Origin of the sequence: Paracoccus mutanolyticus (assembly GCF_003285265.1) — a bacterium.
Taxonomy (GTDB): domain Bacteria; phylum Pseudomonadota; class Alphaproteobacteria; order Rhodobacterales; family Rhodobacteraceae; genus Paracoccus; species Paracoccus yeei.
In genome coordinates, this window is record NZ_CP030239.1 from 2,431,347 (window position 1) to 2,445,794 (window position 14,448).

Here is a 14,448-nt window from a genome sequence, read left to right on the forward strand (position 1 = left end):
GCCGTTCAGGTGCCAGTTGCCCAGCAGGTGGTATTTCCAGCGCAGCGGGTCGTGCAGCGTGTGCACACGGGCATTGCGCCAGATGCGGCCCAGGTTCGGGCCGGCCCGCGTGGTCGCCGCCCTGCCAGTTCGAACAGCTTCTACGCCGCGTTCAGCGCGATTTCCGAGGTCAGGATCTTGGCCTCGGCCACCGCGACCGAGGCGCGGGCCGAGGCATCCTCGGTCACCTCGCCGGCGGCCAGGTCGTCCAGCAGCCGCGCCGCGTCGTGCAGGACCGCCCGCGCGGCCCACAGGTCGATCTGCAACCGGCCCACGTCGGCGATGAGGTGGGGATCGTCCTGGGCGCGCTCGACCCCGCTGTCGACCCAGGGACGGGACAGTTCGCGCACGAAGCGGATCGCCTCGTCCAGGGCGCCGATGGCGATGCCGCTGTCGATGGCGGCCTGGATCAGCTGCGACACCGGCCCGGCCAGGCCCGGCACCTGCGCGCGCTGCCAGACCGGGATGACCTGGTCCTCGGCGATGGGCACGTCCTCGAACACCACGCTGCCCGATGCGGTGGTGCGCTGTCCGAAGCTGGACCAGTCGTCGACGACCCGAACGCCCGGCGCGTCATGGGGCACCCAGACCTGGACCGGCCGTCCCTGTTCGTCATTGGCCCGGGTCGGGATCCAGTGGGCAAAGATCGCGCCGGTCGAATAGAACCGATGCCCATTCAACCGCAGCCCGCCGTCGCGTCCGCGCGACAGGCCCGTGTCGTTCTGCGTCACCGGCTTGCGGCCCTTTTCGGGGCCTGCGTTCCCGATCCGCTTGCCGGCCAGGACATCGGCGAACCAGCGCGCCTTTTGCGCGGGGCTGCCGGCCTCGGTCAAAAGACGGATGACGCCGAAATGGTTCTGCGGGATCTGACCCACGGAACTGTCCGCCGCGCACAGGATCTCGAACACCTCGGTCAGGGTCAGGTAATCCAGTCCCGGCCCGCCATGGCTGCGTGGTACCGTAATCGCGCCCAGGCCCGACGCCGAGAAGGCCGCGATCTCGTCAAAGGGCAGGATGCGCCGGCGGTCGCGCTCGGCCGCCTTGGGCGCCCAGTCGGCGGCAAGCCGGCGCGCGGCATCCAGCGCCTCGTCCCGGGTGGCGATCCGTGCCGGGATGATGGGCAAGCCCGCCTCCGCCGGCGTGTTCCGTTCGTGGATGGTCATGTCCGCTCTCGTGACTGCGCGATTCACGACAACGTTAGGCGTGTTTTTATGGGGGCTCCATTCCAAAGATGGGCGGCGCCGAAGCAACCGTCCGGCTGTTCCAGGCGCGCTTGAGAGACGATTCTTCCCGCCGCCGCACGGCCGGGGCGCCGCGCGGCGGCCGGTCCTTGGCTGTCAGTGCCGGATCACCGCGACGCTGACGCCGTCGAACTCGCCCGCCTTCCAGGCATCCGCGGGGGCGGGGCCGGGCCGCAGTTCCACGGCGATCCGCTGGCCGTCGCCTTCGCGGATCAGGCGCAGCGTGCCGTCCGCCACCTCGATGCGGGCGGTGGCGCGGGCCAGGAAATCGGCGCTTTCGCGCCGCAGGGCCAGCAGGGCGCGCGTCCATTCGGCCTTGCTGCCGGGCGCGGGTTCCCAAGCCAGGACGTGCCAGTCCACGGCCAGGCGGTTGTCGGGATCGGTCAGCGCCAGCAATTCGGCCTCATCCCCGCGATAGATGTCGGGAAAGCCGGGCATCAGCATCTGGAAGGCCAGTTGCGCAAGCCCCAGCGCCCGGCCGCGCCCGAGCAGCGCGGTCAGCGCCGGCGGCGGTTCGCGCCACTGGTCCAGCACCGCATCGGCCAGCGCCTTGACGGCGGCTTCGGCGGCCTCGTCCGGATTGGTCCAGAAACTGGTCAGCTTGGCCTCGCGCATGGCCTTTTCGATATGCGAGGCCAGGCGGTCCCGGATCGCCGGGTCGTCGTGCCAGATCGCCAGGGCGGATTGCACGACATACCAGCGCCAGCGCGGCTCGACCCCCTCGGCCTGCGGCAGGGCGGCGGCGGCGCGGTCCAGATCGGCGAAGGCCTCGGGCAGGTGGCTGATCGCGGCGATGCGCATCCGGCTGTCGGCGGACCGCTTGGTGTCGTGGGTCGAAACCAGCGTCATCGCGCCCGGTTGCCGCGCGGCCAGGAAGGCGTTGGCCTCGGCCTCGGCCACGCAGGGCTCGTCGGGTTCGGCGCCGACCTCGTTCGCGGCCAGATAGCGGGTCCAGCGAAAGCCTGCCGTATCCTCTTGCGCCTTGGCCAGCAGCGCGCCCGACACCTGCTGGAAGCGAACGACGAAGCGGCGGGCGGCGTCGGTCGGGGGATCGGCCATCAGCCCGGCCAGCAGATCGACCGTCGCCCGCGACCGCAGGCCCTGCGCCGCATCATCGGCCAGCCTGGCCAGCAGGGCGCGATCCTCGTCCCCCGCGCGGTCGGTGACATAGCTGCGATAGCGCGGCATCGCGACCAGCAGCGCCGTCACCGCCTCGCGCAGGGTTTCGGGGCCGGCCTCGACCTCGACGAGCCTTCGGTGGCGGCGGCGGCCATGTCGCGCAACTGGCGCCGCTCGGCCGCCAGTTCGTTGTCAAGGACGGCCAGCTTGGCCTGGGTCAGTTCCTCGCGAAAGCCGGTCTGGATGCCGGTCGCCTCGCGCCACAGCGCGTCCAGCCGCTCGATCCCCTGCGGGTCGGTCAGCAGCCGGGCGATCAGCCGCGCGGCCTCGTACCCGGTCGAGCCAAGGACGGGCCAGCCGGGCGGCATGGCTTCATCGCCCACAAGGATCTTTTCGACCCAGATCGGCGTGTCGGGCACGGCCTTGTGCAGCCGATCCAGATAGGCGGCCGGGTCGGCCAGCCCGTCGACGTGATCGACGCGCAGGCCGTGGACCAGCCCCGCGCGCACCAGGTCCAGGATCAGCGCATGGGTGTCGTCAAACACCGCCGGATCCTCGACCCGCATGCCGATCAGGCTGGTCACGTTGAAGAAGCGCCGGTGGGTGATGCTGTCGCGTTCCATGTCGGATTGGACCAGCCGCCAGTGCTGGCGGTCATGCAGGGTGCGCAGGTCGTCCTGAGGGGCGCTGTCATCGGCCAGCGGGACCTGCACGTCGCCAAAGCACCAGAATCCGTCCCGCAGGCTGAAGGCGCCGTCCGCCAGCATCTTTTCGAAGGGCTCGGGCAGGAAGGGCAGGACCAGCGGCCCGGCCTGCCAGTCGATGTCGAAATGGCGGGCATATCGGCTGTCCGGCCCATGGCGCAGAACGTCCAGCAGCCAGGGGTTTTCCAGCGTGAAGGCCGTGTGGTTCGGCACGATGTCCAGGATGATCCCCAGGCCGCGGCCGATCGCGGCGCGGGCCAGCCGCTCGAACCCCTCGCGCCCGCCCAGGGCAGGGTCGACGCGGGTCGGGTCGGTGATGTCGTAGCCATGCGTCGAGCCGGTCGAGGCGGCAAAGATCGGCGACAGGTACAGGTGGGACACGCCAAGCCCGGAAAGATAGGGCAGATGGCGCTCGATCTCGGCGAAATCGACATTGTCGCGCAACTGGATGCGATAGGTCGCAAGGGGAACGGTCGGAATCATGGCACCTCGACGCCGGCAGACAGGGCAAAGGGATCGCGGCCCGGCCGGCCCAGGATAAGACCGGGCGCGTGGGGCAGGGGCAGGTCGGGCTGGGCGTGGCCCAGGCTGAGCGCGACGGAAAGGGTGCCGGCGTGAAACGGCCAGTCCGCCACCACCGAGGCGGGGCCCAGCCGGCGCACCCGCGCCTCGCCCCGCCGGCCGCTTTTGACCAGCGGCACGACCTTTTCGGCGCGAAAGGCCAGGGCGCGGCGCGTCAGTTCCAGCCATTCGCGGGCGCGCGCATCGTCCCGCCAGCCCAGGCGCGAGCGTTCGAAGGTTTCGAAGGCCAGGGGATCGGGCACCGTCACGCCCAGTTCGGCGATCGCGGCGAATTCGGCGGCGCGGCCTTCGCGCACGGCGCGGGCCAGGTCGCCCTGAAAATCGGCGAAGAACAGGAAGGGCGCCGTCTCGCCCCGTTCCTCGCCCATGAAGACCATCGGGATATAGGGGGCGACCAGCAGCAGCGCATAGGCCACCGCGACGCCCTGCGGATCGGCCAGGCTGGCCAGCCGTTCGCCATGCGGGCGGTTGCCGACCTGATCATGGGTCTGGATCGCATTGACGAAGGCCGTCGCCGGCAGGTGCCCGCAGGGCTGGCCGCGCGGATGGTCAAGGCCGGGGCGGGGCTGGCCTTCCTCGATATGGCCCCTCGCCAGCGCCAGCGCCAGATCGCCGATCGGGTCGCGGGCAAAGCTGGCGTAATAGCCGTCGGATTCCCCCGTCAGGGCGGTGTGGACCGCATGGTGGAAGTCGTCGTTCCAGCTTGCGTCATAGCCGTGACGTTCGCGCAGTTCGGGCAGATTGCGCTCATCCTCGGTGATCAGTGGATGGGGCGGTCGGGCGCGGCCTGCCGCAGGTGCCCGGCGAAGGCGTCCAGGAAACCGTCGCGCCGGGGCCGGTGATCTGGTGGACCGCATCCAGCCGGAACCCGTCCAGCCGGAATGTCCTCAGCCAGTATTCCGCGCATTCGGTCCAGAAGGCGCGGACCGGGGCCTTGGAAAAGTCGATGGCCGCGCCCCAGGGCGTGTGCCGGTCCGGGTCGAAGAAGTCGGGCGCCGCCTGATGGATATAGGCGCCGTCCGGCCCGAAGTGGTTCATCACGAGGTCCAGGATGACCATCAACCCGGCGCCGTGCGCCATATCCACGAACCGGCACAGGTCGGCGGGCGCGCCATAGGCGGGGTGCAGGGCAAAGGGCAGGACGCCGTCATAGCCCCAGCCCCGGTCGCCCCGGAACTGGTTCAGGGGCATCAGCTCGATGGCGGTAAAGCCCAGGTCCGCCAGGTGCCGCAGCCGACTTGCGGCGGCCGCCAGCGTGCCTTCGGGGGTGAAGGTGCCGACGTGCAGTTCATAGATCACGGCCTCGGCCCAGTCGCGCCCCGCCCAGGGGTGCTGCCAGTCATGGTCCGGGACCGGCTCGGCCAGCGAGGGGTCGTGCACACCGCCCGCCTGCCGCCGGCTGGCCGGATCGGGCATGTCCGCCCCGTCCACGCGCAGGCGATAGGCGATGCCCGCCGGGGCGGGGGTGGTGACAGTCCAGTACCCCTCGGGCAAGGCGGTCATGGACAGCGCCTGGCTGTCCAGCAGCAACTCGACCCGCTTGGCGCGCGGGGCCCACAGGCGCGCGGTCAGCCGCCCGTCGTCCCAAGTCGCGCCCCAGCGGGGGCCTTGCGCCGGCCGGCCGGTCATGCGCGGCCCAAGGTGCGGCGGGGTGCCAGAGCCGCCGCCCTGCGGGCAGGCGCCATCGTCACGGGAGCCGCTTGTTCAAGCGCAATCGACATGTCTGGAATCATCACCGCTGAAAGCCCCCGTTCCATTTGGAAACAAACACGGAAGCGGCAGGGCCGGTTCACGGGGCGGGCGGAAATTTGTCGCGGCCGTCCGGGCCGGCGATGCCTTGTCGCCGAACCTGTCCGAACAGACAGGTTCCCGGCAATCGAAGGTTGTGGCAAATAGCTGCCTGTCAAGAACGGGCGGGCCGTTTGCGAATTTGTGTTTCCGGTTGGTGTTCGGGTCCGCGCGGCAAGTTGTTTGTAATGATGTTTTTGTTTCCGACCTGATATTTGGGGCGGCTTCGGCCGCCCCAAATATGTTTCAGGCCCGCCCGGGTGGCCTGACCAGACCCCTTTCCTCTTCGTCCCGTCCGTGCAACCGCAGGCCGCATGAGCCCGGAGCCTTCATCGCAATTGACAAGCCCGCTGGTGCGGATCGAGCCTGCGCATGAGCGCGGCTTGGGTTTTTTTTGCATGTTTCAGGCGTGGTTTCCGCCCTTTGGGGCAAGCGGGCGACAGGAGTGCCGCGACACCGAATCTTGCGGCCGGCTGTTTCAGCGACAGGCTGTGAGAGGGACAGGCATCATGCGCACTATTCTGGCAAGACGGCAGCGTTGACGCCGGTCGCACTGTCCTCGGCGGCGGCACAGGACCTGTCCGGGGGCTTTCGGCGGCTGGACGTCGATTACCGCAGCGCGGCACGCGGCTGGATGTCACCATGGCGGGACCGCTTCTGGGCGTGACCTGGCGGTTCTGGGCCCTAGAAGCTGTTGCGTTCGTGATAGGTGCGCAGGAAGCCTTGGATGCGCTCGTCCCTGGGCGCGTGGAAGATCCTTTCGGGCGGTCCACCTCGACGATTCGCCCTTGTCCATGAAGGCCATCCTGGTCGGCGACATGGGCGGGCAAAGCCCATCTCATGGGTGACGACGAGCATGGTCATGCCCTCGGCGCCAAGGCCTTCATCACGTGCAGAACCTCGCCCACCAGTTCGGGGTCAAGCGCGGCTGGTCGGCTCGTCGAACAGCATGAGCCGCGGCTCCATGGCGATGGCGCGGGCGATGGCGACGCGCTGCTGCTGGCCGCCCGACAGGCGCGCGGGGTGGTTGCCCATCTTGTCGGCCAGCCCGACCTTGCGCAGCGCGTCGGCGGCGCGGGCCTCGGCCTCGGCCCTGGGCAGGCCGCGCACGCGGCCAGCCCATCGGCCACGTCGGCACGGGCAGTGTGTCTGAACCCGGTTGGGCCTCAAACAGATCCTGATCTTGCGCCGCATGTCGCGCAGCTTGCGGGCGGTCATCTTGCGGCCCGGACGTCGTTCCGATCAGCTGGCCGTCGATGCGCACCTCGCCCGAATCGTATTCCTCGAGGAAGTTGATGCAGCGCAGAAGCGTGGATTTGCCCGAGCCCGAGGGCCCGATCAGGCAGGTCACCTTGCCGGGCGGAATGGTCAGGTCCACGTCCTTCAGCGCGTGGAAGGGGCCGTAGAACTTGTTGACCTTGCGGATCTCGACGGAGGATGCCTGCATCGCTCAGGTCCTTTCGATCAGATGTTGGGTGATGCGGCGCTCGAACCGGCGGCCGAGCCGGCTGATCGTCTCGACCAGCAGCCAGAAGAACAGCGCCAGCACCAGGTTCGCCTCGACATAGCGGAAGGTCTCGGACGACATGCGGCTGCCTGTACAGCAGCTCGGGCACGGCGATGATGGACAGGATCACCGTTTCCTTGGTCAGGATGATCGAGAAGTTGACCAGCGCCGGCAGCGCCGAGACCAGGCCCAGGGGCAGCAGGATGCGGCGGATGATGGCGGGCTCGGCCATGCCGATGGCGCGCGCCGCCTCGATCTGGCCATGCGGCACGGCGCGAAAGCCGGATCGGAAGATTTCCGCGAAATAGGGGCTGCCATAGATGGTCAGACCCAAGAGGCCCGCTGGCAGCGCGTCCAGCCGCAGCCCGATCAGCGGTCCGCCGTAATACAGCACGAACAGCTGGACCAGGAAGGGCGTGCCGCGGATCACCTCGATATAGGCCTGGATCAGCCAGCGCAGGGGCCGGGCCGCGTAACGCTGGACCAGCGCGATCAGCAGCCCCAACGCCATGGCAAAGATCGTGCCCAGCAGCCAGCACAGCACCGTGATCCCGAAGCCGCGCAGCAGCATCGGCCCGTATTGCTGAAGAACGGAAAGGTCCATCACACGGCCGTCCTGTGTTCAAGATAGCGTCCCAGCGCCGCAAGGCACAGGTTGATCGCCAGATAGATGCAGGCGGCGGCGATATAGACCTCGAGCGGGCGGAAGGTCGTCGCGGCCTGCGCCTGGCTGGCGCGGGTGATTTCCAGGATGCCCACGACCGAGACCAGCGAGCTGGCCTTGACCAGCAGGATCAGTTCGTTGACCAGCGCCGGCAGCATCAGCGGTGAAGGCCTGGGGCAGGATCACCCGGGTCCAGGTGTCGCGCGGCGTCAGGCCGATGGCGGTCGCCGCCTCGGCCTGGCCGCGGGGCAGGGCGGCGATGGCGCCGCGCCAGATCTCGCTGATATAGGCGCTGGCGCAGATGCCGACGCAGATCACCGCCGCCGCCGTCGCCGGAATGTCCAGCCCGATCACCGGCAGCGAGTAATAGAACACCAGAAGCTGCACCAGCAGCGGCACGCCGCGCAGGAAGCTGACCAGAGCCCGCCGAAGGCTCGCAGCAGGCGATAGGGCGACAGCCGCGCCGCGCAGATCAGCGTGCCGATCACCAGCCCCAGCCCGATCCCCAGGACCGAGATCAGCAGCGTGTAGCGCGCCGCCCAGATAAGCGGCTCGAAGCTTTGCAGAAAGACGGGGAGGGAGAACATGCGCGCCTCGGACCTTGGGTCGGGGCGGGCGGAGCGAGCCCGCCCGCGACGGGCTTAGTGGGTCGGGACTTCGCGGGGCAGTTCGGTATAGGTGCCCAGCCATTTTTCCTGGATCGCCTTGACGCGGCCGTCGTCGGTCATCTTCAGGATGGCGTCGTTGATCGCCTTGGCAAAGCTTTCGCTGTCGGCGTCCTCGCGCAGCACCCAGGCGAAATACTTGGGTTCGCCGAACTTGGCGGGCTCGAACAGGGCGAAGGTCTCGGGCCGGTTCTTGACCAGGTAGGTCAGGTTCGGAAGCGACCCTGCCACCGCGTCCAGCCGTCCGGCGGCGAGGTCCGCATAGGCCTCGTCCGTGGTGCCGTATTCCTTGATGGTCACGCCGCCCAGGCTTTCGCCAAAGGTTTGCAGCTGCTTGAACTGCGCGGTGCCCTGCTGGACGCCGACGGTCTTGCCCTTGATGTCCTCGGGTTTCGTCAGGTCGCTTGATCGCGGTCTCGACCAGGGCAACGGTGGCTCGGCGTCGGCAGGGTGAAGGTGTAACGCTCGCCCGCTCGGGGGTGATGGTCAGGGGGCGATGACGATGTCGAACTTCTTGACTTCGAGCCCCGGCAGTTCGGCGGTCCAGGGAATGTCCTGATAGACCGGCTCGACGCCGATTTCCTTGGCGACCTCGTCGAACAGGTCCTTGGTCATGCCCTCGTAGGTGCCGTTGTTCAGCATGTCGAAGGGGGCATAATGCATGTCGGTGGCGGTGACGATCTTGCCGGCCGCCTTGATGTCGGCCAGCTGGTCCGCCTGCGCGGCGGTTCCCAGCGCGATCAGGCCGATGGCGGCGGCCTTCAGGCTCATGTGGAAGCTCATGTCTGTCTCTCCTTGTTGGACGGGTGACGGGCGCGGCGCCGGTGCGTTGCGGCCCCGCGCCCCTTGGATCAGAGAATGCCGGGCAGATTCAAGCCATGCTCGCGCGCGCAGTCCAGCGCGATCTGATAGCCCGCGTCGGCATGCCGCATGACGCCGGTGGCCGGGTCGTTCCACAGCACGCGCGCCAGCCGGGCGTCGGCATCCTCGCTGCCATCGCAGCAGATGACCATGCCCGAGTGCTGGGAAAAGCCCATGCCGACGCCGCCGCCATGGTGCAGCGACACCCAGGTCGCGCCGGATGCCGTATTCAGCAGCGCGTTCAGCAGCGGCCAGTCGGACACCGCGTCCGAGCCGTCCTGCATCGCCTCGGTTTCCCGGTTGGGCGAGGCGACGCTGCCGCTGTCCAGATGGTCGCGGCCGATGACGATGGGCGCCTTCAGCTCGCCGTTGCGCACCATCTCGTTGAAGGCGAGGCCCAGCTTGTGGCGGATGCCAAGGCCGACCCAGCAGATCCGCGCCGGCAGGCCCTGGAAGGCGATGCGCTCGCGCGCCATGTCCAGCCAGTTGTGCAGATGCGGGTCGTCGACCAGTTCCTTGACCTTGGCGTCGGTCTTCAGGATGTCCTCGGGGTCGCCCGACAGCGCCGCCCAGCGGAACGGGCCGATGCCCTTGCAGAACAGCGGCCGGATATAGGCGGGGACAAAGCCCGGGAAGGCAAAGGCGCGCTCAAAGCCTTCCTCAAGCGCCATCTGGCGGATGTTGTTGCCGTAATCGACAGTCGGGATGCCTGCGTCATGGAAGGCCACCATGGCCTCGACCTGCTTGCGCATGGAGGCGCGGGCGGCGCGTTCGACGGCCTTGGGGTCGGTCTCCTGCCGGGCGCGCCATTCGGCGACGGTCCAGCCCTGCGGCAGATAGCCATGCACCGGGTCGTGGGCCGAGGTCTGGTCGGTCACGATGTCGGGACGCGCGCCGCGGCGGGCGAGTTCGGGGAACACGTCGGCGGCATTGCCGATCAGCGCCACGGATTTCGCCTCGCCGGCCCTGGTCCAGCGGTCGATCATCGCCAGCGCCTCGTCGAGGTCGTGGGTCTTTTCATCGACATAGCGGGTGCGCAGGCGGAAATCGGCGCGGGTTTCGTCGCATTCCACGGCCAGACAGCAGGCCCCGGCCATGACCGCGGCCAGGGGCTGGGCGCCGCCCATGCCGCCAAGCCCGCCGGTCAGGATCCACTTGCCCTTCAGGTCGCCGCCATAGTGCTGGCGCCCGGCCTCGACAAAGGTCTCGTAGGTGCCCTGCACAATGCCCTGGCTGCCGATGTAGATCCAGGAACCGGCGGTCATCTGGCCGTACATGGCCAGGCCCTTCCTGTCCAACTCGTTGAAATGGTCCCAGTTCGCCCAATGCGGCACCAGGTTCGAGTTCGCGATCAGCACCCGCGGCGCATCCTTGTGGGTGCGGAACACGCCGACCGGCTTGCCCGATTGCACCAGCAGCGTCTCGTCGGTTTCCAGCTTTTTCAGGCTGTCGACGATCAGGTCGAAATCCTTCCAGGTGCGGGCGGCGCGGCCGATGCCGCCATAGACCACCAGCTCATGCGGGTTCTCGGCCACGTCGGGATGCAGGTTGTTCATCAGCATCCGCATCGGCGCTTCGGTCAGCCAGCTTTTCGCGGTGATCTCGGGACCGGTGGGGGGAAAGATGTCGCGGGTGTTGTGACGCGGATTGGTCTGGGGGTTGTCCATGTCTTACGCCTTCAGTTCGGGGCCAAGGGCCGCGAGTTTCGTCAGGATGGCTTTCAGCGTGACCCGCAGCGCATCGGCCTTGGCCGGGTCATAGTCAAAGGGCGGGGCCTCGGTCGCCAGATGGGTGGACTGGGCCAGTTCCATCTGGATGGCGTGGACGCCGCGCGCGGGCTGGCCGTAATGCGCGTCGTCCAGCCGCCCTTGAAGCGGCCGTTCAGCACATGGGACCGGCCGGTGGCGGCGCAAAGCGCCAGCGTGGCGGCCTCGATCCGGGGGTCGCACGACGCGCCGCCGTTGGTGCCGATGTTGAAGTCGGGCAGCGTCCCTTCGAACAGGAACGGAAATGGCTGCGGATCGAATGGCAGTCGTAAAGGATCGCGACGCCATGCCGGGCGCGCACCCGTTCGATTTCCGCCGCCAGCGCCGCGTGATAGAGGGCGTGAAAGTGCTCCTTGCGCTCGGCGATCTCCTCGGCCGAGGGTTCGACCTGCCAGATCGGCTGGCCGTCGAAATCGGTCAGCGGCACAAGCCCGGTGGTGTTCTGGCCGGGATAGAGGCTCGCGTCGTCCGGGCCGCGGTTGGCGTCGATCACATAGCGGTGGAAGGTCGCCCTGACTGTGGTCACGCCGGGCAGCAGCCCGTCGTAGAGCCTGTGGATATGCCAGTCGGTATCGGACAGCACCCGGCCGCGGTCGTTCAACCGGCTCTGGATGGCGGCGGGCAGCCATGTGCCCGTATGGGGCAGGCCCAGGATGACCGGGCCCGCGCCCTGCACGACTTCGACCGGGATCATGCCCGCACCTCGTCCAGCAGGCCGGCGGGGACGGCATCGGTCAGGACGCCCGCCCGGACCAGCCGCGCGGCCTCGACCAGATCGGGCGCCAGATAGCGGTCCTGGTCCAGCGCCGGAATGGTGTCCCGCAGCACCTGGGCCACCGCCGCAGCGGTCCCGAGGTTTGCAGCGGCGCACGGAATTCGATCCCGGCGTCGGCGCAGATCGCCTCGATCCCGATCTGGGCAAGGTTCGCGTTCATCCGGCGCAGCCGGCGCGCGCCATGCGCGGCCATGCTGACGTGATCCTCTTGGTTGGCCGAGGTGGGGGTGGAATCGGTCGAGCAGGGCGTCGCGAGATGCTTGTTTTCCGACATCAGCGCCGCCGAGGTCACTTCGGCGATCATCAGCCCCGAGTTCAGGCCCGGGTCCGGCGTCAGGAAGGGCGGCAGGTCGTGGGACAGCGTCGGGTCGACCATCAGCGCGATGCGGCGCTGGGAAATCGCGCCGATCTCGGCAATCGCCAGCGCGATCTGGTCGGCGGCAAAGGCCACCGGCTCGGCATGGAAGTTCCCGCCCGAGACGATGCGGTCGGCGCCGACCAGCACCAGCGGGTTGTCGGTCGCGGCATTGGCCTCGATCTCCAGCGTGCGGGCGGCCTGCCACAACAGGTCGATGCAGGCGCCCGTCACCTGCGGCTGGCAGCGGATGCAATAGGGGTCCTGCACGCGGGTGTCGCCGGTCCGGTGACTTTCGCGGATCTCGGAGCCCTCCATCAGCGCCCGGATGGTCCGCGCCGCGACGATCTGGCCGCGATGGCCGCGCAGGGTGTGGATCTCGTCCAAGAAGGGCGCGGTCGAGCCCATGATCGCGTCGGTCGAAAGCGAAGATGTCACCAGCGCCGCCCGGGCCGCGGCAAATGCGTCCCAAAGCCCCGCCAGCGCAAAGGCGGTCGAGACCTGGGTGCCGTTGATCAGGGCCAGTCCTTCCTTGGCGGCCAGCACCACCGGGGACAGACCCGCGGCGGCCAGCGCCTCGGCGCCCGCCATCTCGCGTCCCTCATGGGTGGCGCGGCCTTCGCCCAGCATCACCGCCGCCATATGCGCCAGCGGCGCAAGATCGCCCGACGCGCCGACCGAGCCCTGCGCCGGGATCACCGGCAGCACGCCGCGCGCCAGCATGCCTCGATCAGCTGGATCACCTCGGGGCGCACGCCCGAGGCGCCGCGGCCCAGCGACAGAAGCTTCAGCACCAGGATCAGGCGCACCGTCTCGGGCTCGACCGGCTCGCCCACGCCGCAGCAATGCGACAGGATCAGGTTCCGTTGCAGCGTCGCCGTGTCGCCCGCCGCGATCTTGATCGAGGCGAGCTTGCCGAAGCCGGTGTTCACGCCATAGACCGGCGCATCGCCCTTGGCGGCGGCCTCGATGCGGGCGGCCGAGGCGGCAATGCCGGGCCGGGCGCTGTCGGCCAGCCGCACGGCCAAGCCCTCGCGCCAGACGCGCTCGAGCTGGGCAAGCGTGGTGTCGCCGGGGGTCAGGATCAGTTCAGACAAGGTCGCCTCCGAAGATGCGGGCATGAAGGGGGTTGAAGCCGATGCGATAGGTCAGCTCGGCCGGGGCGTGGACATCCCAGATCGCCAGGTCGGCCCGCATGCCGGGCGCGATCACGCCCCGGTCGGCCAGGCCCAGGGCGCGGGCCGCATTGCGGGTGACGCCGGCCAGGCATTCGGCCGGGGTCAGGCGGAACAGCGTCGCGCCCATGTTCATCGCCAGCAGCAGCGAGGTCAGCGGCGAGGTGCCGGGGTTGCAGTCGGTCGCCAGCGCGATGGGCACGCCGGCGTCGCGCAGGGCGCCCACCGGGGGCATCTGCGTTTCGCGCAGCGTATAGAAGGCGCCGGGCAGCAGCACGGCAACGGTGCCGGATGCGGCCATCGCGTCCACCCCGTCCTGGCCCAGCCATTCCAGATGATCGGCCGACATCGCGCCGTGGCGCGCCGCCATTGCCGCGCCATGCAGGTCGGACAGCTGTTCGGCATGCAGCTTCACCGGCAGGCCCAGGGTTTTCGCATGGTCGAAGATCGCCGCCATCTCGTCGCGGGAAAAGGCGATGCTCTCGCAGAACCCGTCCACCGCGTCGACCAGATCCTCGGCATGGGCGGCGTCCATGCCCGCGATCACCACGTCGCGGATATAGCCGGCGCGGTCGCCCTGATATTCCGGCGGCAGGGCATGGGCCGCCAGCCAGGTGGTGCGAACGGTCACCTCTCGGCGCGCCTCGATCAGCCGGGCCACGCGCAGCATCTTCAATTCGTCGGCGACGGTCAGGCCGTAGCCGGACTTGACCTCGATGGTGGTCACGCCCTCGGCGATCAGGTGATCGACCCGGCGCAGCGCGGATTTCAGCAAGCTGGCTTCGTCCGCGTCGCGGGTGGCGCGGACCGAGGACAGGATGCCGCCCCCGGCGCGGGCGATTTCCTCGTAACCCGCGCCCTCGAGCCGCATCTCGAATTCGCGGGCGCGGTCGCCGCCAAAGACGATATGGGTGTGGCAGTCGATCAGCCCCGGCGTCACCAGCCGCCCGCCCAGGTCGCGGCGCGATGCGCCGGCATAGCGTTCCGGCAGGTCCGTCTCGGGCCCGACCCAGCTGATTCGATCATCCTCGACCACCAGGGAAGCCTGCGGGATCAGGCCGTAACCCCCTGTTTCGTCGTTCATCGTGGCGATGGCGGCATGGGTCAGAAGCTGCATCGATGGCGTCCCGCATTGATTTCTTCCTGGTTCTATGTCTAAACTTAAACAGTCTCTATGTCTAAACTTATTTTGGCAGGAAAAAGGGCG

The 14,448-nt window shown here is 68.7% G+C and carries 14 protein-coding genes and 5 pseudogenes; 1 reads left to right on the plus strand and 18 read right to left on the minus strand.

The window, feature by feature from the left end; translation table 11 throughout:
- Positions 1-140: 140 nt before the first annotated feature.
- From DPM13_RS13230 to DPM13_RS13245, 5 genes are all read right to left on the minus strand, one after another.
- Positions 141-1,202, minus strand: coding sequence for an SfnB family sulfur acquisition oxidoreductase (locus tag DPM13_RS13230; protein ID WP_223252019.1), 1,062 nt, complete (start codon positions 1,200-1,202; stop codon positions 141-143).
- 174 nt (positions 1,203-1,376) lie between these two features.
- Entirely contained in the window at positions 1,377-2,489 is a 1,113-nt protein-coding gene (locus DPM13_RS23540) for an alpha-amylase family protein (RefSeq protein WP_223252020.1), read from the minus strand.
- Positions 2,486-3,586, minus strand: coding sequence for an alpha-amylase family glycosyl hydrolase (locus DPM13_RS23545; protein ID WP_223252021.1), 1,101 nt, complete (start codon positions 3,584-3,586; stop codon positions 2,486-2,488). Before DPM13_RS23545 ends, DPM13_RS23540 begins: the two co-directional genes overlap by 4 nt.
- The gene (locus DPM13_RS13240; RefSeq protein WP_112888189.1) at positions 3,583-4,542 is read right to left on the minus strand and encodes a DUF3459 domain-containing protein; all 960 of its coding nucleotides are present in this window, start codon (positions 4,540-4,542) and stop codon (positions 3,583-3,585) included. The genes DPM13_RS23545 and DPM13_RS13240 overlap by 4 nt, the downstream gene beginning before the upstream one ends.
- On the minus strand, positions 4,433-5,314 hold the full coding sequence (locus tag DPM13_RS13245; protein ID WP_112888190.1) for an alpha-amylase family glycosyl hydrolase: 882 nt from the start codon (positions 5,312-5,314) through the stop codon (positions 4,433-4,435). The genes DPM13_RS13240 and DPM13_RS13245 overlap by 110 nt, the downstream gene beginning before the upstream one ends.
- Before the next feature lie 697 nt (positions 5,315-6,011).
- Between DPM13_RS13245 and DPM13_RS25175 the strand changes: the two genes are divergently transcribed.
- Entirely contained in the window at positions 6,012-6,140 is a 129-nt protein-coding gene (locus DPM13_RS25175) for a hypothetical protein (protein ID WP_262983132.1), read from the plus strand.
- Between the two features lie 17 nt (positions 6,141-6,157).
- Here the strand turns inward: DPM13_RS25175 and DPM13_RS26110 are convergent, their stop codons facing one another.
- From DPM13_RS26110 to hutI, 13 genes and pseudogenes are all read right to left on the minus strand, one after another.
- On the minus strand, positions 6,158-6,331 hold the full coding sequence (locus tag DPM13_RS26110) for a hypothetical protein (protein ID WP_189654944.1): 174 nt from the start codon (positions 6,329-6,331) through the stop codon (positions 6,158-6,160).
- Positions 6,332-6,391: 60 nt separating this feature from the next.
- Positions 6,392-6,583 carry an ATP-binding cassette domain-containing protein gene (locus tag DPM13_RS27150; protein WP_397244517.1) on the minus strand — a complete coding sequence of 64 codons (192 nt, stop codon included), beginning with the start codon at positions 6,581-6,583 and terminating at the stop codon, positions 6,392-6,394.
- 136 nt (positions 6,584-6,719) lie between these two features.
- Positions 6,720-6,920 (minus strand): annotated as a pseudogene (locus DPM13_RS25185) (ATP-binding cassette domain-containing protein); the annotation flags it as partial.
- 229 nt (positions 6,921-7,149) lie between these two features.
- Positions 7,150-7,584 (minus strand): annotated as a pseudogene (locus DPM13_RS13255) (amino acid ABC transporter permease); the annotation flags it as partial.
- Positions 7,584-7,802, minus strand: a complete 219-nt coding sequence (locus tag DPM13_RS23555; protein WP_223252659.1) for a hypothetical protein — start codon at positions 7,800-7,802, stop codon at positions 7,584-7,586. The gene DPM13_RS23555 and the pseudogene DPM13_RS13255, both read right to left, overlap by 1 nt.
- A gap of 46 nt (positions 7,803-7,848) precedes the next feature.
- Positions 7,849-8,043 (minus strand): annotated as a pseudogene (locus DPM13_RS23560) (ABC transporter permease subunit); the annotation flags it as partial.
- On the minus strand, positions 7,995-8,231 hold the full coding sequence (locus DPM13_RS23565) for a hypothetical protein (protein WP_223252660.1): 237 nt from the start codon (positions 8,229-8,231) through the stop codon (positions 7,995-7,997). The gene DPM13_RS23565 and the pseudogene DPM13_RS23560, both read right to left, overlap by 49 nt.
- Positions 8,232-8,285: 54 nt before the next feature.
- Positions 8,286-8,738 carry an ABC transporter substrate-binding protein gene (locus DPM13_RS27155; RefSeq protein ID WP_397244521.1) on the minus strand — a complete coding sequence of 151 codons (453 nt, stop codon included), beginning with the start codon at positions 8,736-8,738 and terminating at the stop codon, positions 8,286-8,288.
- A gap of 57 nt (positions 8,739-8,795) precedes the next feature.
- Positions 8,796-9,092 carry a transporter substrate-binding domain-containing protein gene (locus DPM13_RS27160; RefSeq protein ID WP_397244524.1) on the minus strand — a complete coding sequence of 99 codons (297 nt, stop codon included), beginning with the start codon at positions 9,090-9,092 and terminating at the stop codon, positions 8,796-8,798.
- A 68-nt stretch (positions 9,093-9,160) separates the two neighbouring features.
- Positions 9,161-10,837, minus strand: coding sequence for a urocanate hydratase (gene hutU, locus DPM13_RS13270; RefSeq protein WP_112888191.1), 1,677 nt, complete (start codon positions 10,835-10,837; stop codon positions 9,161-9,163).
- Positions 10,838-10,890: 53 nt separating this feature from the next.
- Positions 10,891-11,630, minus strand: a pseudogene (locus DPM13_RS13275) (N-formylglutamate amidohydrolase).
- Positions 11,627-13,187, minus strand: a pseudogene (hutH, locus tag DPM13_RS13280) (histidine ammonia-lyase). The pseudogenes DPM13_RS13275 and hutH overlap by 4 nt, the downstream one beginning before the upstream one ends.
- Positions 13,156-14,358, minus strand: coding sequence for an imidazolonepropionase (hutI, locus tag DPM13_RS13285; protein WP_112888192.1), 1,203 nt, complete (start codon positions 14,356-14,358; stop codon positions 13,156-13,158). Before hutI ends, hutH begins: the two are co-directional and overlap by 32 nt.
- Positions 14,359-14,448: the final 90 nt, after the last annotated feature.

Bases quoted from the DNA above. Each gene is read 5' to 3' on its own strand.
- DPM13_RS23545 (WP_223252021.1), bottom strand. From the start codon at position 3,586: ATGATTCCGACCGTTCCCCTTGCGACCTATCGCATCCAGTTGCGCGAC.
- DPM13_RS13240 (WP_112888189.1), bottom strand. From the start codon at position 4,542: ATGCGGTCCACCAGATCACCGGCCCCGGCGCGACGGTTTCCTGGACGC.
- hutI (WP_112888192.1), bottom strand. From the start codon at position 14,358: ATGCAGCTTCTGACCCATGCCGCCATCGCCACGATGAACGACGAAACA.
- DPM13_RS23555 (WP_223252659.1), bottom strand. From the start codon at position 7,802: ATGCTGCCGGCGCTGGTCAACGAACTGATCCTGCTGGTCAAGGCCAGC.
- DPM13_RS13230 (WP_223252019.1), bottom strand. From the start codon at position 1,202: ATGACCATCCACGAACGGAACACGCCGGCGGAGGCGGGCTTGCCCATC.
- DPM13_RS27160 (WP_397244524.1), bottom strand. From the start codon at position 9,092: ATGAGCTTCCACATGAGCCTGAAGGCCGCCGCCATCGGCCTGATCGCG.
- DPM13_RS13245 (WP_112888190.1), bottom strand. From the start codon at position 5,314: ATGACCGGCCGGCCGGCGCAAGGCCCCCGCTGGGGCGCGACTTGGGAC.
- DPM13_RS26110 (WP_189654944.1), bottom strand. From the start codon at position 6,331: ATGCTCGTCGTCACCCATGAGATGGGCTTTGCCCGCCCATGTCGCCGA.
- hutU (WP_112888191.1), bottom strand. From the start codon at position 10,837: ATGGACAACCCCCAGACCAATCCGCGTCACAACACCCGCGACATCTTT.
- DPM13_RS23565 (WP_223252660.1), bottom strand. From the start codon at position 8,231: ATGTTCTCCCTCCCCGTCTTTCTGCAAAGCTTCGAGCCGCTTATCTGG.